Annotated in this window: 15 protein-coding genes; 6 read left to right on the top strand and 9 right to left on the bottom strand. The window is 69.8% G+C overall.

Going from position 1 to position 20,944, the window contains the following annotated elements:
* Window positions 1–588 precede the first annotated feature (588 nt).
* The 4 genes from DEH69_RS22580 to DEH69_RS22565 all read right to left on the bottom strand — a co-directional run bounded on the left by DEH69_RS22580 (window position 589) and on the right by DEH69_RS22565 (window position 12,924).
* Complete coding sequence (locus DEH69_RS22580; protein ID WP_113688834.1) at window positions 589–7,395, bottom strand: polymorphic toxin-type HINT domain-containing protein; 6,807 nt, start codon at window positions 7,393–7,395, stop codon at window positions 589–591.
* Between the two features lie 174 nt (window positions 7,396–7,569).
* Complete coding sequence (locus DEH69_RS22575) at window positions 7,570–11,559, bottom strand: LamG-like jellyroll fold domain-containing protein (protein ID WP_147255765.1); 3,990 nt, start codon at window positions 11,557–11,559, stop codon at window positions 7,570–7,572.
* A 510-nt stretch (window positions 11,560–12,069) separates the two neighbouring features.
* Complete coding sequence (locus DEH69_RS22570; protein WP_258534882.1) at window positions 12,070–12,333, bottom strand: integrase; 264 nt, start codon at window positions 12,331–12,333, stop codon at window positions 12,070–12,072.
* A gap of 420 nt (window positions 12,334–12,753) precedes the next feature.
* Complete coding sequence (locus DEH69_RS22565; RefSeq protein WP_181727559.1) at window positions 12,754–12,924, bottom strand: hypothetical protein; 171 nt, start codon at window positions 12,922–12,924, stop codon at window positions 12,754–12,756.
* A gap of 151 nt (window positions 12,925–13,075) precedes the next feature.
* Between DEH69_RS22565 and DEH69_RS22560 the strand changes: the two genes are divergently transcribed.
* Window positions 13,076–13,390, top strand: a complete 315-nt coding sequence (locus DEH69_RS22560) for a hypothetical protein (RefSeq protein WP_147255764.1) — start codon at window positions 13,076–13,078, stop codon at window positions 13,388–13,390.
* Window positions 13,391–13,443: 53 nt separating this feature from the next.
* Here DEH69_RS22560 and DEH69_RS33495 read toward each other — a convergent pair whose 3' ends face one another.
* Together DEH69_RS33495 and DEH69_RS31715 are read right to left on the bottom strand one after the other, a co-directional pair.
* Window positions 13,444–14,211, bottom strand: a complete 768-nt coding sequence (locus DEH69_RS33495; protein WP_309302892.1) for a Bro-N domain-containing protein — start codon at window positions 14,209–14,211, stop codon at window positions 13,444–13,446.
* The gene (locus tag DEH69_RS31715; RefSeq protein ID WP_220131325.1) at window positions 14,208–14,363 is read right to left on the bottom strand and encodes a hypothetical protein; all 156 of its coding nucleotides are present in this window, start codon (window positions 14,361–14,363) and stop codon (window positions 14,208–14,210) included. The genes DEH69_RS33495 and DEH69_RS31715 overlap by 4 nt, the downstream gene beginning before the upstream one ends.
* 244 nt (window positions 14,364–14,607) lie before the next feature.
* Between DEH69_RS31715 and DEH69_RS22545 the strand changes: the two genes are divergently transcribed.
* Both DEH69_RS22545 and DEH69_RS22540 read left to right on the top strand, forming a co-directional pair.
* Window positions 14,608–14,916: a GNAT family N-acetyltransferase gene (locus DEH69_RS22545; protein ID WP_113688829.1), complete on the top strand. Its 309-nt coding sequence runs from the start codon at window positions 14,608–14,610 to the stop codon at window positions 14,914–14,916.
* A 31-nt stretch (window positions 14,917–14,947) separates the two neighbouring features.
* Window positions 14,948–15,358 (top strand): (4Fe-4S)-binding protein, encoded by a 411-nt coding sequence (locus DEH69_RS22540; protein ID WP_113688828.1) that lies wholly within the window; start codon window positions 14,948–14,950, stop codon window positions 15,356–15,358.
* A gap of 105 nt (window positions 15,359–15,463) precedes the next feature.
* Here the strand turns inward: DEH69_RS22540 and DEH69_RS22535 are convergent, their stop codons facing one another.
* The 3 genes from DEH69_RS22535 to DEH69_RS22525 form a co-directional block, all read right to left on the bottom strand.
* A complete protein-coding gene (locus DEH69_RS22535) occupies window positions 15,464–15,853 on the bottom strand; it encodes a nuclear transport factor 2 family protein (protein ID WP_181727558.1) in 390 nt (129 codons plus the stop codon).
* Between the two features lie 303 nt (window positions 15,854–16,156).
* Entirely contained in the window at window positions 16,157–16,804 is a 648-nt protein-coding gene (locus tag DEH69_RS22530) for a hydrolase (RefSeq protein ID WP_113688827.1), read from the bottom strand.
* A gap of 247 nt (window positions 16,805–17,051) precedes the next feature.
* Entirely contained in the window at window positions 17,052–17,549 is a 498-nt protein-coding gene (locus DEH69_RS22525) for a carboxymuconolactone decarboxylase family protein (RefSeq protein ID WP_113688826.1), read from the bottom strand.
* Window positions 17,550–17,685: 136 nt separating this feature from the next.
* On the opposite strand from DEH69_RS22525, the gene DEH69_RS22520 reads away from it, so the two are divergent.
* From DEH69_RS22520 to DEH69_RS22510, 3 genes are all read left to right on the top strand, one after another.
* The gene (locus DEH69_RS22520; RefSeq protein WP_113688837.1) at window positions 17,686–18,678 is read left to right on the top strand and encodes a pirin family protein; all 993 of its coding nucleotides are present in this window, start codon (window positions 17,686–17,688) and stop codon (window positions 18,676–18,678) included.
* Window positions 18,679–18,997: 319 nt separating this feature from the next.
* Complete coding sequence (locus tag DEH69_RS22515) at window positions 18,998–20,311, top strand: MFS transporter (protein WP_113688825.1); 1,314 nt, start codon at window positions 18,998–19,000, stop codon at window positions 20,309–20,311.
* On the top strand, window positions 20,311–20,892 hold the full coding sequence (locus tag DEH69_RS22510) for a beta-ketoacyl synthase N-terminal-like domain-containing protein (RefSeq protein WP_113688824.1): 582 nt from the start codon (window positions 20,311–20,313) through the stop codon (window positions 20,890–20,892). Before DEH69_RS22515 ends, DEH69_RS22510 begins: the two co-directional genes overlap by 1 nt.
* The last annotated feature ends 52 nt before the right edge of the window (window positions 20,893–20,944 follow it).

Raw genomic sequence — 20,944 nt, 5'->3', positions numbered from 1 at the left:
CACTTTCTGTCTTCGTGATCAACCTCTGGACAGCCCACCTCGTGAAAGCACGAGGTTAACCCTCCGGGTAACCTATCCCGGGTTCATCGCCTCTTCGGCGGGCAGGAAGGTGACCCGTCTCTCGCAGTGAGTCCTTAACTATCTCCGGTGCCAAGGCGATAGCCTCCGTGGCTCGTGCATGATCTATCGAGTCCGCCGGGCGGCGGAGCGCCCACCGCAACACAGCTGCGGCGTCAGGCGACTGCCAGAATCCCGCCAGGCCGTTCACATCTCCTTCATCGTCTCGCGCCAGCCGCCACGCAGTCAGCGCTATCGCCACATCAGCCACGGAGTTTATGAGTTCAATATCGCGGGGACGGGAACTCAGGCGGAGCCTGCCACCACTAGCTTTCCCCAGCACCACACAGGTCAACTGCCGCCCTTCGGGTGGCCAGTGAACTCGCGGAGTGAAATCCTCGTCCGATATAGCAGACTCGTCGACATAGCCGGGAATGCTACCCACGACAGAATGGACCACCAGACCGTAGTGCAGGTGTTTCGTCACTCGACATTCAATGAGCGAATAGTCGCATACGCTCAAGATACCCATCATTGATCTCCAGGTTTCCACGGAGTACGCGGGAACGAATTGAACTGCGTGAACAAGGGGGCCGGTATAGCATATTCAACTGCCCCTTCGTTCAAGAAATCTTCCATCGGCTCGATGCCGTTTTCCCTCAACCATTGTGACGGAACAGTCACCCGGAACCCTTGACCGTGTGTGTCGCGATGTTGAGACGCGTAGTCTTCGACTCGCTGCCTGTTTCCGAAGTATGCAGACCCATCGAGCCCCTCGTCCAGATCAAGCGGATGATTCTCAGGGGAAAGCCCGTTGTCTAGTTCACTCGTGCCACGATCCCTGTGCGATACACGATAGAGATCAATGTCACCGCAATCCGTATTGTGAACCAGGACTGGAGTGTTGCCCGCGTGTACATAATACGTGTGGAGTTCTTCGACGGTGAGGTCGTAGGTGCGGGCGGTGTCCTGGTAGGTGTGGGTGGTGGTGACGGTGGCTGTGGTGCCGTCGGGGGTGCGGAGTTGGGCGCCGGGGGTGAGGTCGGCGGCGTCGGTCCAGGTGCCGGTGGCCTCGTCCCAGAAGGGGTGGTGGGCGGTGGCGATGATGCTGCTGGTCTCGCCCTCCGGAGTGGTGAGGGTGACCTCGGTGTATTCCTTGTCCTCCTCGGTGATGATCGTTGCCACCACACGTCGGGATTTGGTCTCGCCGGTCTCGGGGTCGGTGGCCAGGATCTCGTCGCCGACTTCGAGGTCGTCGATGTCCTCGCGGCTGCCGTCGGCCATCTGCACGTCGGTGCCGGCCAGGAAGGAGTGCGGGACGACGCAGGCCATGATCTCGTCGCCGCGTCTGACGAGGCTGAAGGCGTCGTCTCCATAGCGTGCCGCGAGGGTGGCGAGTCTGCCTGATCCACCCGTAGCCAGGGAGACGAGCGTCGCGCCGCAGGCGAGCATGTCGCCGTTGAACACGCAGTCGATGGCGTCGTTGACACCGATCAGCTCGCCGACGAACCGGAGGCCTTTGCCCAGGGGGGAGTCCCAGAATCCCCCGCCGGTGCTCTCCTGGACAACGGGGATCAGGATGGGTTCGGGCGGCACGATCGACGCGACAGTGACGGGAGGCGCTCCGCACTGGTGGCGCTGGCAGGTGGCGTTCTGCTCACTGGCCGCTGCCAGGGCTTCGCTCTCCGAACCGTAGGGGCCGGCGTAGCCGTCGTTCTTCTCGACCTTGGTGATGCGACCCGAGCCGTCATAGGTGCAGTGGCTGGGGCCGTTCCAGCACTCCGGCTCCATGAGCCCGCTGGGGTCGCTCAGCGTGGCCGGGTTGTTGTGGGCGTAGGCGTAGCCGTTGATCTGCTGGGGGTCGGTCAGGTCCAGGATCGGGTCGGCGCTGATGAAGCGGCCGGCGTCGGCGTCGTAGAGGCGGGCACCCAGGTGGATCAGGCCGGTGGGGTCCTGGGTGCCGCCGACGAAGGTCCGTTCGTCCGGCCATGCGGTGGGCTGTTCACCACGGGGCGCGCCGAACGGGGTGCTGCGCCGCTGGGTCAGCGCCTGGGTGCTGGTGTCGACACTCAGATAGGCCGTGCCGTGGTGGTCGGCTATCTGCAGATGGACGGTGCCGTCGTTCTCCCGGACCGCCGAGTGACCGCCACCGAGATCGTAGAAGCGGCGGGCCTCAACCGAGTTGTCCGTCTTGTCCAGCACGATCTCGGTGCCGAAGAGGGAGAGCACGGTCTCACCGGCGGTGCGGCGCAACAGTCGGCTGCCGTCGGCGTCGTAGAGGAATGAGGTAGTGCCCTCGGGCCCCTCTACGGAGGCGATGTGGCCCTCGGCGTCCCATGTGAGGGTCTGTTCGTCGCCGCCGATGAGGCGGGTGGTGGTGTTGCCGGCGACGTCGTAGTCGTAGGTGCTCAGCGACGTGCCGCCGGGGCCCTCGGTGGTCGCGGACCGCAGTGTGTGTGGCTGGTCGGTGCCGGCGGCCGGGTAGGTGTAGGACGTGGTGGTGTCCGTCCCGCCCGCGGTCAGGGCGTGTTCGACCTGCTGCGTGCGGTTGCCCACCGCGTCGAAGGCGTAGCTCGTCCAGTACGGCGCCGGGCCGCCGACCACGTCGGTCGCGGGGGATGAGGAACAGGTGCTGTCGCCCTCGGTCCACGCCTCGGTCATGCGGCGCAGGTGGTCGTACTCGAAGCACTGGTTGTCGGTGTCCCCGGCCGAAGCGTCGGCGAGGGACAGGACGTTGCCCGCGTCGTCGTAGGCATAGGTGATGGACAGGTCGACGCCGGGGACGTCCTCGCGGTCGACGCGGGTGTCGTGGACGCGCCGGGTGCCGCCCTCATAGGAGTTGGTGACCCAGGTGGCCTTGGATCCGCCACCGGTGAACGTGAACTGGAGCGGCTGGCCGATGTGCGTATAGGTGACGTCACCGACGTAGCTGACGTTCCCCGAGCCGGTCAGGCCGGTCGTCCTCCGGATGGCGTCGTAGTTCGGGGTGAGGACCTCGCCGGCGAGGTTGCCCGCTCTCGGATAGCCGTAGGACTGGACGGTGTTGTCGACGTTGTACTGGGTGCCGCTGGTATAGGTGCCCGCCAGTCCTTCCTCGCCGGGTACCGAGGGGATGATCACCGAGGTGGAAACGGGTCGGTATCGGCCGTCGTAGAGGTTGATCCGGTTGACGTACTCCTCCCCGTTCGGGCCGTAACGGGTCGAGCGGCCGAGCTGCCCCTCACGGACCGTGTCCCAGGTCCAGGAGGCGAGCAGCGTGCCGGTGGCCGAGCCGGAGCGGGTGGCCGTCCTGCGGCCGAGGTCGTCGTAGCTGTGGTGCAGGGTCTCGCCGCGGGCGTCGGTGAGGGTGGCGATCTCGTCGCGGTCGTTGTAGGTGCGGGTGATGGTGCCCGCGTCGGGATCGGTGCTGCTGATCTGCCGGCCGAGCAGGTCGTAATCCCAGCTCCAGACGTTGCCCGCCGGGTCCTCGGCACGGATCAACTGGCCGCGGGCGTCGTGCTCATAACGGGTGACGTCGTGCGGACCATCGGGCGACGAGCCCTCGTACTGCCACAGCTCGGTGGTCTGCCCACGGGCGTCCGTGAGGGTCGTGGTGGCGGTGGCGCCGTCGATCGGATTGACGTGGACCCGGTCGCCGCCGTACGTGTAGGTGCTGCGCGCCCACTCGCCCTCGGTCCCGTCGCCGTTGCCCTCGATGTGGCGCTCGGTGAGCACCCGGCCCAGGCCGTCGTAAGTGAAGGCGGTCTGGGAGTCGATCACAGCCGGCTGGTCCGGGCGGAACAGATCGGCCTCGGGCGGGTCAGCGGCGTAGTAGGCGTCGTAGGAGAGCGCGGTCTGGCCCATCCCGTTGTAGATCGTGTCCGTCAGGAGACGCCCGCCGTCGGGGCCGATGGCTTGTGTCTGGCGCGGGCGGAGCAGGCCGTCGTACAGCGTGTACTCGGTCTTGGTCCCGGTGCCGAACGGGGTGGTCGTGCTGACCGCGACGATCTTGCCCTCTTCGATGCGGTAGCCGAACTGGTAGGTGGGCCTTCCGTTGACCGCGTGGTCCGGCTGCCAGACGTGGGTCAGGCGGCCGAGTGCGTCGTGCCGAAGCGTGGTGATGAAGTTGTTGGTGTCGGTGGTGCGCAGGGGGATGCCACGGATGTCGTCGAACTCCGTGGTGCTGACCTGGGCGGAGGCCGGGCGGGCGGGGTCGGCCGGTGGCGTGGTGACCGAGGTGGTGACCGGACGGCCGGTGGCCGGGGTGTAACGGGTCGTGGTCGTGCGACCGGCGTGGTCGGTGGTGGTCAGCGGCCGGCCGTACGTGTCGAAGGTCGCGGTGGTGGTGCGGTAGGTCGGCGAGCCGTTGTCCAAGCCCTCGATGGTCTGGCTGGTGGTCGCGTCACCGCGGACGGGCGCGTCACCGAACGCACCGTCGTCGTAGGCGGTGCGGGTGTCGGACATGATCCGGTCGGCCGTCGTGGGCGGGCTGGCGCAGGAGCCGGTCCACGAGCGCTGACGGGAGGGCAGGCCCAGGATGTTCGCGCCGGTGTTGTCGACGTAGGCGGTGGTAGCGCACCGGTCGTCGTCCGCCGTCGTGACGTCCCCGAGGTCGGCGACGCGCGTGGGGCGTGCGGCGATCGTGTCCAGGGTGGTGTCGGTGCGGGTCTCCCGCCATTCCTGGCCGACGCCGCCGTCCAGGGAGGTGAACGCCCGCTGCACGGCGGTCCCGCTGAGATTGGCGGTGATGGTGCCCCAGTCACGGGTCAGCGACGCGGTCTCGTGATGCCACGGGGTGTGGAGGCTCTTCTCCAGCACGACGCCGTTGGGGCGCGAGTAGGTGAGGGTGCGGTACTCGTAACCGGCGTGGGCGGCATGGTCGGTGAGGGTGCCGCCCTCACCGTCGTCGATCGTGACGTCCTCCGTACCGCCGTCGGGCCCGGCGCGGTCGCCGTGCATGCCGCGCAGGAAGTAGTGGTCGGCCTGGGTCGTCATGCCTTCGGGACCGCCGGCCTGGACCCGGACGAAGCCGTAACCGCGCCACTGGGACCAGGTCTTGTGCTCTTCCTCGGTCAGGCCGTCGTCGTCGTCGAAGTGCCAGGCACCGCCGCCGTAGTAGGTGTACCTGGTGACCGACTCGGGGGCGCCGCCGGTGCGGTCCCGGACCGTGACGTCGTCGACGACGTACTTGTTGAACCACTCCTGTTCGGGTTCCGGGGCGCCGGACGGTGTCCAGTACTGGGGGAAGCAGCGGGTGCTGTTCGTCTGCGGTGTGGGCAGCGCGTCCCAGTCACAGGCCGCGTCCGAGTAGTTGACGTCGATCTGACCGCCGGTCTCGTCGGTGACGGTCGACAGACGGTGCTTGATGAAGGGAGCGGTGCCGTCGCCGAGCCGGTCGAGGCGGTTCGCCCCCTGCTCGTAGAGGAACTCGGTGGGCGGCAGCGTGATCGCCGGGGAGGCGGACCGGCCGGTGCGCTGGATGGAGGTCGGCAGGAGGGAGTAGTCGATGTCCGCCGTGCCCCAGCGGTAGCCGATCTCCCAGGTGTCGTTGGGCGTGAACGCACCGGCGGAGTCAAGGGTGTGGGTGGTGATGCCGGTCAGCCGGTGGCGCGTCCAGAAGGTCGGGGAGAAGCGTCCTTCGTCGCAGTCGGTGTCCGCCTCGCAGTTCAGGTCCCACGGGGTGTCGTACCAGTAGGTCGCGTCGTCCTCGATGGTGTCGGCGTCGCAGGTGACGTCACCGGAGGGCAGGCAGCGCTGCGCGGTGGCGAAGGTGATCTTGGCCAGCGGCTCGGCGTCGTGCAGGTCGTCGGAGCGCAGCCCGTAACGGATTTCGTCGACCAGGCCGCCGCGCACGTAGCGCGTGTCGTCCGTGGCCTCCAGATACCGGCCGTAGGAGTTGAACTCGCGGTCGTAGTAGTACGTGACCGCGTTGCCGTGCGGGTCGACGACGTAGTCCAGGTTCCAGCGCCAGGCCTGCTGGCACCAGGACTCGGCGAAGGAGGACGCGTGGCAGGGTTCGCCGGAGTCATTGCCGTAGACCGGGGCGTACCAGGTTGACTCGGTCTCCGTGTCCCCGGAGGTCCAGCCCGGCAGCCGGTTGTAGCCGAAGAAGTACTGGGTGCCGTCCGGAGTGGTGACCTTCCAGTACTCGTTGTTGTTGTCGCCGTTGGCGCGGTCGGCGTCGGTGTGATGCTCGATGCGGGTGCCGTCGTCGTTCCGCAGGCGCCACCGGTTGTCGCCGTCGGGGACGAGCTGGCCGGCCCGGCCACCGCTCATGGTGAGGGTGGCGTTGTCGTAGGCCCAGCACAGGTCGCCGACCTTGGCGCCGTCCTTTTCCACGTCCTCGTCGGAGCAGGCGTGATAGGAGCGCTCGATGGCGCCGGGCCACCATTCGAAGCCGTCGCCCAGCCAGGAGGACTGGTTGTTGGTGGAGGAGGTCCGCCCGTCGATCGAGCCGGAGGAGTAGCTGATGCCGACGGACGGCTTGAGACCGCCGGGCACTTCGGGCACCGGAACGTCGTAGGACCAGGAGAAGTCACCGGAGTTGAGGCCGACCGACCAAGTGGCGGAGGACGACAGTTCAGTGGCCGTGTAATCGCCGGTCTCACCGCTGTCGTCGGCCACGGCGGCGAGCACGGTCCCGGTGCCGCCGAGTGCGACGGAGCCGGCCGTGAGTGTGCGGGCCTCCGTGTCGTTGACCGCGTCGACCGGGGTCCGCTCGCGGCACTCCTCACGATCCGGGGTGGTCATCGCGCAGGCGGGCAGCGCGACCAGGCTGAGCCGTCCGGCCCAGCCGCCGCCGAACGCCTGGGCGAAAGCGGAGTAGTTCACCGCGATGCCGACCTCGCGACCGGCGTCGCGCGCCCCTGTACGGGCATCGGGGTCGGCGACGCTGAACAGCAGCCCGTCGATGCCGGCGCGGCCGGTGCTCTCGCGGTCGGCTATCTCGACACTGGCGCGTTCGACGGCGTGGGTGTCGTCGGCAGCTCCTGAACGGGCTGTGGTCGAGGCCGGGAAGAGGCTGACCGGAGCGTTCGGGTCGGCCGTGACCGGCTGGGCGCCGGGGGCGAAAGCGCCGTCGTCGGCGTGTGTGGAGGATTCCCGCGCGTCGGATCTGTCGCCGACCGGCAGTGTGGTGACGGAAGGGGCCGGCCAGTGGGCGCGCGGCTCGGGAAGCGGATCGGCCTCTCCGACGGGACGCGGCAGCACCGTGCCGTCGCCGCCCTCAACCGCTTCCTGCGGGTCGGATGTCTCGGGGCGCCCGGTCCCCTCCTCCGTGCTCGTCGCGGCCACCGCGGTGGCGGGGAGCAGACCGACGAGCAGTGCGGTCGCCAGAGCAGTGGTGAGCGGGAATCGCAAGCGCCGCCCGCGAGGTCGGGATCCGGCGCTTCTCCGTCTCGACACGCTGGTACTCATGGTGCCCGTGGCCGCCTTTCCTCACGCAGGGCAGTGGTGATGCGAAGTCCGGGGGTGCTCAGTGCCGGGCCGCGCTGTCGGCATCGGCCACCGACAGCGCGGGGTGGACACGCCGGTTCAGGGGGTGTTGATGTCCTCGTCACGAGCGGAGTACGCGAGCCTGCGGACGGCGTCCTCGCTCAGCACCCCACGGAAAGCCCAGACGTCGTCGATCGCGCCGGACCAGTACTCGCCCCAGGCTCCGTCGACCCGGGCCCTGCCGATCTGCAGCCCGCCGTCCGCCTCGAACGGCCACGCCTCGGAACGCCACGACACCACATCCGTGCACCCGTCCGTGTCGTCATCGCCGCAGCCCAGTGACAGCAGCTCGCCGTTCACGTACAGGAGCATCTGGTCGGCGAACGAGTCGTAGACCACGGCCAGATGGTTCCAGCCCAGCGAGAGCTGATAGTTGGTGTGCTCGGTCACGAAGTGGGTGGCAGTCGAACCATCCGCCTGCGCGATGTCCAGCTGCCAGCGGCCCGCGGTCTCCGGGCTCGACGGGTCGGGTACGTAGCGCACGACAAAGGCGCTGTTGTGGCTGTCGGCCAACGACAGGACGGCGGAGTCGCGTTGAGGGCGGCCAGGTGCGGAAACCCAGGCGCTCACGGACCAGCTGCCCCGGGAGTTGAACGGCGGTTCGGCTGTCGCGGCCCAGTCGCCGACGCCGTCCAGGGACAGCGCGTTGTTGAAACCGATGATGCCCGGGGCGAAACCGGCGTCGCCGTTCAGAGTGGCGCCCGGGCCGACTCCGGCGGCCTCGGGCGTGACAGCGGGCGTGCCGCTCGCCCCGTCCAGACGCCAGCGTCCGGCCAGAGTCGGGTTGCGCAGGAAGAGATCCTGCACCTCGCCGCCGGCCAGGACCCGGTCGTACACCCGGACTTCGTCCAGGTCGCCCTGGAAGAGGCCGGCTACCTCGGCTCCGTGCAACGCGCCGCCGAGATACAGCGGTCCACGCGGGGTCCACCGATCGGTATAGGAAACGGTGTCGACGGCCTCTCCGTTGATGTGGAGCGTCATGGTGCGAGCGACGTCGTCGTAGACCGCCACCACATGCGTCCACTCCCCGACGCCCGAGGCCGGGCAGGTGCCCACGTCGGGCGGGCACGCCTCCTGCGTCGCGCGGACGATCCCGGCGCTGGCGTCGTCGGCCCTGGCGCGGGAGAAGACCCAGCCGCCCAGAGCCGTGGAGTGATAGATCTCGAACGCGGCGTTGCCACTGGATTCCTGGGTGACCGCGGCCATCGGGACATCCGGCTTGTCGTCCGGGAGCCGTGCCCACAGCGAGACGGAAAAGCTGTTGAAGGTATTAACCGGGGGCAGCGGGTGGACCGCGTAGTCGTCCACTCCGTCCAGGTGGAGCCCGGTTCCGGAGACACCCTCACCGCCCAGCCCGGCCCCGCCGTGCAGCGTCGCGGGGAGGTTCTCGCCGCGGCCGGTCACCAGGGCCGCGTCCGCGGGTTCGTCCAGTTCCCAGATCGCCTCTGCCGGGCGCTCGGGGGTGGCCACCGGCTGGCCGTCGTGCAGTGCGGCGACATCCGCGTCATCGAGTGCGTAGTCGTACAGGCGCACCTGGTCGAGGTCGCCGGCGAAGAAGTTTGTGGCGGTGCCCCGGTGGGCGGAGGCACCGAGGAGCAGGGAGGCTCCGGCGTCCCAGTGCGTCGTGTAGACGGCGCTCGCCACTCGTGCGCCATCGACGTAGAGCCGCATGGCGCCATCGGCCACGTTCGTGACGCCGACCACGTGGGTCCATTCACCGAGCCGTGCGTCCTGGCACGCCGTGTCCCCCGCCGGGCAGGCCGGCTGGGCGGCCCGCACGGCCTGGGTGCCGTCCAGCTCGTCGTTGGTCTGCCGGTAGAGCACCCAGCCTCCGTAGGCCGAGGAATGGTGCAGCTCGAACGACGAGCGATTCGCCCCGACTTGAGACACCGCGACCATCGAGCGGTCTTCCTTGTCCTCCGGCAACCGTGCCCAGAACGCCACACTGAAGCTGTGCGTGGTGTCCACGACGCCGCCCGGGGTGCGCGCGTGATCGTCCACTCCGTCGAGATGCAGCCCGGTGCCGGTGACACCCTCACCACCCGGCTGGGCACCGCCGCTCAGCGTCGCCTCGTACGCGCCACCCCGGCCCACCGTCTCGGCGGCACCCGGCTCCTCGTCCAGCCCGAAGGCGGCGCGCTCCGGCTGTCCGGTGCGGACCCGGAAGCGGTAGGTGCTGATGGAGCTGACGTTGCCCGCGGCGTCGAAGGCCTGGGCCGTGACCCAGTTGACCCCCACCTCGGTCGGCATGAAGGACACCTCACGAGCCGCACCGCCCGAGGTCGCCACGACGTTCCGCGGATCGGGATTGCCGTTGATGCCGTAGGTGTACCGGACGACATCCGACGAGGCCGAGTCCAGGGTGAAGGTGCCGTAGCGGCCCACTCCGTTCAGCCAGGGGTCCTGCGGATTCTGCGGATCCGACTCCGGATACTGGTCCGAGTCGATCGCCGGTCCCGCGGGTTTCGTCGGGTCGTAACGGAAGTAGCAGGCCGTCGCCGAGCCGGCATAGCTCCACGGGCCCCAGGCGTAGCCGTCCCAGGCCCGCACCCCCCAGCCGAGCAAGTCCCCACGCGGCAGCGTGCTCGGCAGCTGGTAGCTGAAGGAGGAGCCGCTTGCGGCTGCCGTCGACCGCGCCGAGGTCCACAGGACATCGAAACTGCTTCCTGTGTGCCGGCCCACCCGGAACTGGACGGCCACGTCGTCCCCGTCGGGATCCCGCGCCTCGGCGTAGACGCGGGGCAGCGCGTTTGTCCACGTGGCGTCGCCGATCCGCACGCAGGCCCCGCCCGGGTGCATGCTCAGGTCCGCGATACGCGGCTGACTCGGGGGCCGGTTGTAGTTGACCCGCAGGTACGCCGAGTCGTCGAAACGCTTCCACGCCTGGTAGCCGGTCTCCACCGATGCCTGCAGGCCGAAGGTGACCGACGACCAGCCATTCCTGGCGGCGTCGGCGACGGCCCGGCCGGCCCAGAACTCCATGTCGCCGGCCGGACAGTCGGAACCGTAGCCATGCGCCTCGTTCAGCGTCTGCTGCCGGTCGATCCAGTACCCGTCGGCTTCCTGCTTGCTCCAGGTGGTACCCGCGCTGACGTCCCGGGTGCGCCACAGCTCGACCTGCTGGGGCGTGCAGTTGAAGGAGTGGTTGTTCCTGATGACGAACTCGGCCGTGATGATCGACTTGCCCGCGAAGCGCGAGGTCGGTATCTGGTAGAAGAGACGCTTCACGTCGCGGTAGTTGCAGTTGGGGTCGTAGTCGAAGGGGCACATCCCCACGCCCTCGCTCCCGGAGAACTTGTAGAAGGAGCTGTTGGGGTGGTAGCTCGACACCATCCCCCACTCGGTGGCGCGCGGCGCTTCCCACTGGGGATCGATGTACACCGGGTACGCCGTCTCCTCGCCCCGCAGCAGTTCCTGATCGGGTGACAGCACCACTGAGCCGCCGTCGGAGGAGACCTCGGCCGTCACCGGCGCGAGCCGTGCGGCGTCACCAGGGCCATCGGCAGGGTCCTCGTCCGCGGTGGCCGTGGCGCCACGCGCCCCGGCGCCCTCCGGCGCGGTGGCCGCCGAGGACGAGTCCCACATCATGGGCTGGGGAGCGGAGAAGACCACGCCGCCCGCCCCTTCGTCGACGGCCTCCAGACCCCCTTCTTCGTTCGGACGCACCTCAAGGCCCTCGCCCGACACCGGCAGCACCAGCTCGTCGAGCGCCGGATCGGCCGCGGCCTCGGGCGTCTTGACCACCAGGACGTGCGAAACGTTGTCGGCCTCGACACGGACCCTCAGGTCGACGCCCGGCAGAACCTCGGGGTAGACGGCCACATTGCCGGAGACCTCCGGCGCGGGCAGTTCCCCGGGCCAGTCCACGGTCAGATCCCGGCCGCCGACGGCCGACAGGGAAACCATCGGCTGATCCCCGCCCTCGGAGACCACCACGTCCAAGGCCGCAGCCGCCGGCACCAGCCCACCACCGGGCAGGACCTGCAGCGTCGGATCCACATCGGCCCAGCCGCCGTCCGCGTCGCGCACGCGTTCCGGCCGCAGGGACTCCACGGTGGTGAACGTTCCGTCGGGCTCGGCGAATGTCTGGCTGGTCTCCGTCGTCAGCCCCAAGACCTCGACGGACGCCCCGGAACGTGCCGCTTCCGCCAGGGCCTCGTCCTCACCGATCGCTCCGCCGGCGTCCGCGGCCGCGTTCTCCGCGCGCGAAACGTTCTCCGCGGCGACGGCCCCCTGGCCTCCTCCGGGAAGCAGCGGCAGCAACAGGACCGCCCCCAGCAACGCCACACCAGCCCGCCATGAACCCAGGCGTGATCCTGCGCGCGCCACGTTCCCCACCCCTCCAGGTGCCGGGCGCGCGGCGGAGCCCCGCCCCGGTGCGGGGAGGACGACACTCGGTCACGCCTGTGCATGTCAACGATCAACCTTCTGCACAATGCGCACGCGGACGGCACCGTAAAACACACATCACACAACTTCTTCCGCAAGCACCCCGGAAGTTGAGTGGAATCGTCCGCTTTCCTTTCGCCTTGTGCCGCCTCAGTCGCGCGTTCCGGAGCCGTCACTGACGACTTCTCCGGGCTCGACTCCGAGCAGGCGCCGCAGGTCTGCGGTGACCACGCGGTAGGAGCGTCCCAGTCGCAGAACCCGGCAGGGGTACTCCGAGCGGCGCGCAAGGTCGTACCCGGTGCTGCGGCTCAGCGCGAGCGCACGGTTCGCGGTCTCCAGATCGATGGCGGGCGGGAGAGCGAGCAACTCCCCCTCGGACATCGGCGCCCGCTCGCGGGTGGAACTCCTGGCCATGGCGTGCAAATCCTTCCTCCGGTTCAGCAAGGCCGGGTATGCGTAGCATGCGAACGGGGGTTCCACCCAGCCGACGCACAGCAGCCAACCGCACGGACCGGGCCGGCGCTCTCACACGTCTCTCACGGACTCACGGGAACGCCCCCGGCCCAGCCGGACAGAGGACCGGACAGCACAGGCCCTGACCTGCGGCACCGGACGCACCGCCCACTCCCCCACCCCTCGTCCGGCCGCTGGGGGTCAAGGGGTCGTGGGTTCAAATCCCGCCGTCCCGACTGGTGAATGGGCCCCGCCGCAGGTCAGAAGGCCAGCGGCGGGGCCCATCTCTTTGCGTTCCGCAGGGTTCCCCGGGCTTGTTCCGGGTTCTGCCGGGGAGCTCCACTCCCAGATGGCTCCCAGAAGCGGGCCACCCCTCCCCCGTCAGTAGAAGACCAGCCTGACCACGGTGACCGTGACGACCGAGCGGCTGACGTAGTACCGCACCGCCACACCGGCCACCGTCGCGTCCCGGCGGTCGCGCTCGCAGTCGTAGGGGTCAGCCGCCAGGTCGCGCATCCCGGAGTCGAACCGGGCACGGAGGTCGGCCGACATGGCCTTCCGCGATGCCGCCGCCCCTGTCCGGTCTTCGCCCGGCGCATTGGGCCGCGCCCGCGTGCGCCCCATAGGTTCACCGCCCGTCACCAACGAGAAAGGGGCGGGCATGTCCGACCCATGCAGTCGCGGACTGTGCAGCTTGCGGACGATGCAGCAAGCAGTCGACGAGGTCCGTGAAGGGAGCCCATCCTGGCGCCTGATGCAGCCGCCGGAGATACCCAACGCGAAGTACACCTGGCCAGTCGGCCTCATCGTCGTCGGCGGCCTGGCGATCACCCAAGGCGGCGGCGCCATCGCGCTCGGCGCACTACTCATTGCCGCCGGGATAGTGATGGCCGCCGCCATCCGGAACCAAGTGGAGGCAGCCGAGGCCGCTCTCGCCGAGTGGAAGAAGTCGCACTGGTGCATCGGGTGCAGCAACATCCGCGAGCCAGACTGGCGGCCCCCAACCGAAGCCGCATAGACACGAGAGCGCCCCCGACCCAGGGAAGTTGGGTCGAGGGCGCTGACTTTCGGTCAGGCTCCGATGGCGGTCTGCGCGCCATCCTCGAACGCGCGGATCACCTCGGCCATCTCGCTGTACACCTGCTCAAGCAACGGCCGGTCATCCTCGGAGTACACCGTCACCTTGTCGATCCGCGACCCCGCCGGGCCCGGAATCTTCTCCGGACGCCGGCCGTGCACCTTCAAGTAGCGGTCCGACGCGCGCCGGCCGAACGGCGACTGGAACTTCGCCACCGTCTTCGGCTTGTGCCCCTTCTCCGCGAGGAACGTCGACGCATACAACGGCGTCTCCGCCGCCTCCAACTCCGGCCGCTCCCCCATCACCCGCGCCATGATGATCTTCCCCGTGGCGACGGCATACGGCTCCGGCAACACCGGCCGCAAGATCGCCAACACCTCCGCCTGCTCCCGATACGGCAACGGGCCAGCAGCAGCCGACACCTCCCGCCGGCCGGGAGCATAGGCGCCCGTCCGGCGGATCACCGGAAGCATCTCGTGCGTCACCCACCGCTTGAACGCCCTCGCCTGCGGCTTCCGGCTACGGAGGATCAGCGAGTACAGCCCCGGCTCGTTGATGACCGTCACCGTCTGCTCGCCGCCAAGGGTGCGGATAGTCTCCGCACCCTTCTCGTCGTCATCGAGGGACCGAACCGCGTCATGGGTGCGGCCGACGTCGAGTACCGAAGCCACGTCCGCAGCGACCCACCACGGCTCGCCGTCGACCAGCACGGTGCGCACCTCGGCACCCTCGAACGCGAAGACCTGAAGCTCGTCGCTCACTGGGCTACCGCCAGCCGAGCCAGGCCCCGCACCCGCGCCGCGAACAACTCCAGCGAGTCGGCGAACGCAACCGCCTCGGCGGCCGACACCGACATGCCGCTGCCATCCACCGACAGCTGCACCTCCGGCGCCTCGGCGAAGTCGTCATCCACCGCGACCCGCGCCAGCCCGGTGAGGGCGCTCCGGCGCACGGGCCGCCGACCGAGCCTCCGCCACCCCAGGGCGGCGCCGACGCGACAACCGGTGACTCCGGTGACAACGATGCGCCCAGGCGAGCCCTCTCGTCGCCGATCGGACGCCGCCCCGCCCACGACGCGAACAAGTTGATACGTCAACCTAAGAGGGCTAGTGTGGGGCGAGGCCCACGCGGAGGACGTATGGACGCATGGAGGACACATGGCGGTTGTAGTGAGCGACGCGCCCGCGGCGAAGCGGTACGAGGCCCGGGTCGACGGGGAGGCCGAGGTCGCGGGCGTCGCCGCGTATATCCGCACCTCGGAGCTCATCGCGTTCGTCCACACCGAGGTCGAGCCCGCGTACGAAGGCAAGGGAGTCGGGTCCGCGCTGGCCCGCACCGCCCTGGACCAGGCACGGGCCGCGAACCTGCGGGTGCTGGCGACCTGTCCCTTCTTCGCGGGGTGGATCGCCGGTCATCCCGAGTACCAGGACCTGCTGTACCAGTCCCGCAGCAAGGTCAACGACTGAACGCCCTGACACGGCGATGACGGAGGCAGGTATGAGCGGCGGATCCGAGAAGAAGTCCTACGAGGGGCGGGCGATCACGGTCACTTTCGAGGCCGTGCGCTGTCTGCACGCGGCCGAGTGCGTCCGTGGCCTGCCCGAGGTCTTCGCCCCGGGCAAGCGCCCGTGGATCCGGCCTGACGGCGCCGCCGCCGACCGCCTGGCCGACGTGGTGCGGCGCTGCCCCTCGGGCGCGCTGCGATACGAGCTCGCGGACGGCGGCACGGAGATCCCGGACCGACCCACGCGAATCACCCGCGGCTCCACCGGGCAGCTGACCGTAGGCGGTGAGCTGAGCGTGGAGACGGCGGAAGGGCCGCGCGCCGAGACCAGGGCCGTGCTGTGCGGCTGCGCGCGGAGCCGCCGTCAGCCGTACTGCGACCACTCGGGGCCCCGCGGCCGGTGACGCGTGGAGCGCGTTGCCGTGCGAGCCAACGCCCCACACACGAGCGGTACTTCGGCGGGGAGGATCGGCGCTGGCGCGCCGCTTTTCCCCGTCTGCCTGGCGTCGTCAGATGATCGGGTTGCCGCTGACGGTCGCCTCGGGGGAGGTGAGGTCCTGGACGACGTCCCAGTGCTCGACGATCCGGCCGTTGTCCAGCCGGAAGATGTCGACGATGACGACGGGGTTCGGCGCCCAGCCGTGGACGATGCCGTGGGTGAACACGAGGCCGCCTCGCGCGGCGATCCGCCGCGGCTCCCACGAGAAGCCCTCCAGGCTCGGCACCGTGGCGCGGAGCGTGTCCAGACCGCTGTGCATCTGGGGATCGTGCTGCGCATAGGGCTCGGCCCAGTACCGGTCGAGCGCGGTGATGTCCCTCTCGGCGAAGAGCTCGCGCATGGCGGTGAGCACGATCTCGGTGTCGCGCCGCGCCTGGTCGGTCGCGGTAGTGACGGTCATGGTGACGCTTCCTCGATGGTTCCGACACGGTGGTGGAGCGTGCACGCCATGAGGCAAGCCGAAGACGGGCCGCCGACATGTTCGGCAGCCCGTCCTCTCAAGGCTGCGGTCAGTCTCGTTCACGCGTCGGCGAGAGCTTCCGCGCAGGGGAGGACACGCTCTCCGGAAGACGGTTCCGGTGGTGGCACGACGATCTGCCTCGACCTCGGCTGTTGACGCCCTCGCGCCAGATCCCATGGGCGAGACGGTCCGACCGGCTGCTGCCGCAGCGGAGCGGACGCGGTCGTCACGTCGGGCGCCGTGTCAGGAACGTCCCGTGGCGAGGAGTTGCGACTCCCAGGCGAAGGCCACGCCGGTGGCACCGGCATGCTGAAGCAAGACCTCGGTGAGGCCCGGAAGAGTCTTCTCGCGGGCATAGTCGCGCTGCCACTCGCTCATCACGGCAAGCCAGGTGATCGGCGCCACGCCCGCCTGGATCATGCGCCGCACGGCCATGTCGTGGGCCTCCTTCGAGGCACCGCCCGAGGCGTCGGTGACGACGAAGACCTCGAAGCCCTCGCCCGCCGCCTGGATGGACGGCATCGCCACACAGACCTCCGTCCACAGGCCCGCGATGATCAGCTTCTTGCGCCCGGTCGCCTTGACGGCGTCCACGACGCGCTGGTCCTCCCAGGTGTTGATGATGGTCCTGTTGATCGGCTGCTGCTCGGGGAACACGTCCCGCACATCCTGGAGGAGAAGGCCGCCGCGCTCCTCCAGAACGGTCGTGAGAATCGTCGGGACGTCGAAGACCTTGGCGGCCTTGGCGAGCCCGACGGCGTTGTTGACGATCATCGTCGGCTCGTGGCTGTTCAGGTTGGCGAACTGGAACGGCTGGTGGTCGATCAGCACCAGGACGCTCTCCCGCGGCGTCAGCAGCGCGTCGAGTCCGGCCTTGTTCTGGGTGCTCACGAATGTTTCCTCTTCTGGGGGTTCGCGCCCACGGGCCCGCGGCGCGGCCGAACACGGGCCGACCTACGCGCGACCCCAACCATTTGGTTGACGCGTCATCAACGTTAGGTGTCACTAGTTGAGGTGTCAACTAGTTGCCTGAGCTGGTGACTTACCGGCATGCGTCGGAGGGGTGGACCCCAGGCCCGAGGCGCCTGAGGCGACCCGGTCGCGCCCTGAGGACCGAGGGGAGGACCGAGGGCGCGGGTCACCTCGGCGGTCGCCGGGAGCTCTCGCGCACGGGGTGCCCGCTCATGATCGAGACCCTGTTGAAGGCGTTGATGGCGGTCGCCACCCAGATCGCCGCGGAGATCTCGTCGTCCGTGAGCGCCCGGCGGGCGGCGGCGTAGGCGGCCTCCTGGGCGGCGTCGTCCGCGGGATGGGTGGTGGCCTCCGCCAGGGCGAGGGCGGCGCGCTCGCGCGGCGTGAACAGGTCCGTGTGCCGCCAGGCGGCCAGCACGCCGAGGCGCTGGGCGGTCTCACCGGCGCGCAGCGCGGCCCTGGTGTGCACGTCGAGGCAGTAGGCGCAGCCGTTGATCTGCGAGACGCGGAGGTTGACCAGCTCCACGAGCGTGCGCTCCAGGCCCGCGGCGGCGGCAGCGGCGCGGACCGCTTCGGCGGTCTTGAGCAGCGCGCGATAGGGCTCGGGGCTCTGCTTGTCGATGAAGATCCGCCGAGCCGCGGGGCCGGGGGTCGTGTCGCTCAACGCGCGCTCCTTCTTCGGGCCGCCGCGGCCGCGTTCGTTCCACCGTGGCGTGGGGCGGCGGATCAGGGTGTACCTTCAGCCACCGATGCTAGTTGACATATAAACTAGGCGTCGATCGAGTGGAAGGATGTCGGCGGTGAGCAACATCGAGACGGAGCCGGACGTGCTGAGCTGCGGAGCACCGGCCGACGGCGAGCGGGGCGCGCCGCGGGTGGAGGTCCTGGCCCCGCGCGAGGTGCCGCTGGGCGGCCCGCGGGCGATCACCGTGCGGCGCACGCTGCCGCAGCGGGCCAGGACGCTGATCGGGGCCTGGTGCTTCGCCGACCACTACGGCCCTGACGATGTCGCCGCCACGGGCGGGATGGACGTCCCCCCGCACCCGCACACCGGCCTGCAAACGGTGAGCTGGCTGTTCAGCGGGGAGGTCGAGCATCGGGACAGCCTGGGCAGCCATGCCCTCGTCCGGCCAGGAGAGCTGAACCTCATGACGGGCGGGCACGGCATCGCCCACTCCGAGGTCTCCACGGCGCGGACCACCGTGCTGCACGGTGTCCAGTTGTGGGTGGCGCTGCCCGAGGCGCACCGCGGCGCCGCCCGGGACTTCCAGCACCACATCCCCGGCCCCCTGCGGCTTGAGGGGGCCGAGGCCAGGGTCTTCCTCGGCTCCCTCGCCGGGGTCACATCGCCGGTGCGGACCTTCACCCCCCTGCTCGGCGCCGAGATCGTCCTCCAGCCGCACGCCACGGTCACCCTCGCCGTGGATTCCGGCTTCGAGCACGGCCTCCTCGTCGACCACGGCCATGTCCGCATGGCCGACACCCTGGTGCGCCGGGCGGAACTGGGCTACCTCGAGCCAGGGAACGGCACCCTCACGCTGACCAACGCCTCCGACGAAGCGGCCAGGGCGCTCCTGCTCGGCGGGCCGCCTTTCGAGGAGGAGATCGTCATGTGGTGGAACTTCATCGGCCGCAGCCACGACGACATCCTCAAGGCCCGCGCCGCCTGGCAGGACGGCACCGACCGCTTCGGCACCGTCGAGGGCTACGACGGCGACCGGCTGCCCGCCCCCGCCCTGCCCAACGCCACCATCAGGCCGCGAGCGAACCCGCCCCGCGAGGGCACACGCTGACGCGTCCCGTACGGCCGACACGGCCGACGTAGCCCGGCACCGCCCCCGTCGCGTCGGCGGCCGGGCCGTCGGCCGGATCCGCGAGCCCGCGCCATCGAAGCCCGCCCGCCCACGTCACGATCGCCCGTGGGCGCAATCGTCGTCCGGCTGGTGTGAAGCCGACGGCGGGCGGGCAGTGCATGACCGAGTTGGCAGGTACACGAGGGGTGTGGAGAGCTTCGCGGTACGCGAGGGGCGCGGGACGACCGGTCCGGCGAGATGAGTGAGAGGGCGGCGGCGATCGGAGCGCACCTCCCCTGTCGCCCAGGGAGGGGTGCGCGTGAAGCACTTTCGGCTGCTTGTGCTCGGCAACGGCATATCCGCGTACGGCAGTTATCTCAACATGGTGGCGCTGAACGTCTTCGTCTACGACGTCACGGACAGCGCACTGGCCGCCGGGCTCTTCATGGCCGTGCGGCTCGGCACGAGCGTGGCGGCTGGCTTCGTCAGCGGGCGCCTCGTCTCGGCGTACGACCGCAAGCGGCTGATCGTCGGCGCCGACCTCTGCCAGGCCGTGGCGCTCCTGACGCTGACGCTGGCCCCCGAGGCGAGCCGGGTCGCCCTGCTGTACGGCCTGGCCGTGGTCACCGGGAGCTGCTCGACGCTCTCCCAGGTGGCCCTGCGCAGCAGCATCCCCGAGATCGTGGGATTCGAGCACAGGGCGCGCGCCAACAGCTGGCTGGTCACGGGGCGTTCACTCGCCATGATCGCGGGCTTCTCCTCCGCGGGTGTCGTGGTGGCACAGCTCGGCTACACCACGGCGTTCGTCCTGGACGCGGCGACGTTCCTGGTGTCCTCGTCGATCCTGCTGGCGCTGCCGATCCGCACCAGGCGCCTGGCCGAGGGGACCAAGGGCGCGGAGGGCGGCGCGGACGGCGCCTCGCGCTGGTCCGTCAGGCTGCTGCTCGCCACCGCGCCGGTGCTGATGGCGATGATCGCCCTGAGGGCCGTGGACGGCCTGGGGTCCTCGTCGCACAATGTGGCGCTGCCCGTCCACTCAAGTCTGCTCGACCCGGATCATCCGGCCACCTTCATCAGCCAGTTCTGGGCGACCTGGGCGGCGGGGAACATCATTGCCCAGCAGGTGCTGACCCGTTACAGCGCCAGGACGGGGCGCACCCTGGGCGAGCGGGCCTTCGCCATCGGCGCCTGCGTCATGTCCGCGGCGTTCATCGTCGTCTTCAGCGGGCTGCCCGTCGCGCCCACGCTCGTCGTGGCGCTCGTCGCCGGAGCGGCGGACGGCATCACCGAGGTGGTCTATGTCTCCAGGCTGCAAGCCGTCCCCGACCAGCAGCGCGGCCGCGTCTTCGGGCTCTCCGCATCGGCCGAGAACGCCGGGTTCGGGCTCGGGATGCTGGTCAGCGGTTCGCTGCTCGAAGCCTTCTCGCCGCTGACGGTCGTCGCCTCCCTGCACGGCCTGGCCATCGCCCTCTCGCTCGCCCTGCTGGTCGTGCTGGTGGTGCGCCGGGTCCCCGACCGCCCCGACGTGTCGAACGAGCCGGATGGACCGGATGGACCGGATACGCCGGATGAGCCCGGGAGAGCCAGGCCCTCGGAGAAGGGCGACGGCGCGGTGCGGGAGGGACAGGGCTGATGCGCGGCGAAACGCCCGACCCGCCTGTCGCCGTGATCGGGACGGCGTTCCGGCTGCCAGGGGCCGACACCCCCGAGGAGCTGTGGCGCATCGTCCACGCGGGCGAGAACCGCTTCACCCGCTTCACGGACGCCGAGCTGCGCGCGGCGGGCGTGCCCGAGGAGCTGTACCGGCGCGACGACTTCGTCGGCGCCTCCGCCGTCCTCGACGACATCGAGGGCTCGATCCTCTCCAGGTCCGGTCGGCTCAGGTCCTTCGACGCGGCCGCGGACGGAACCGTCGGAGGCACAGGCGTGGCCGCCGTGGTGCTCAAGCGGCTCGACCACGCGCTCGCGGACGGCGACACCGTGCACGGCGTCATCAGGGGCTGGGGCATCGGCAACGACGGCGCGGGCAAGAAGGCGTACTCGGCGGCCAGCGCGCGGGGTCAACGGATCGCGATCCGCAGGGCGTTGAACCACGCGGGGGTGACGGCGGACACGATCGGCTATCTCGAGACCCATGGCACCGGCACCCGCAAGGGCGATCCCATCGAAGCCGGGGAGGAGCCCGGGGAGGAGCCCGGGGAGGAGCCCGGCTGAGTCGCGGGCGCGGCGTTCAGGCCGTTCGGCGCGTGGTCCGCCTCTCCCCGGC

The organism is Streptomyces sp. PT12, assembly GCF_003311645.1.
Classification (GTDB): Bacteria; Actinomycetota; Actinomycetes; order Streptomycetales; family Streptomycetaceae; genus Streptomyces.
The sequence above is the reverse complement of the archived record's forward strand: the minus strand, read 5'-3'. Positions and strand labels throughout refer to the sequence as shown.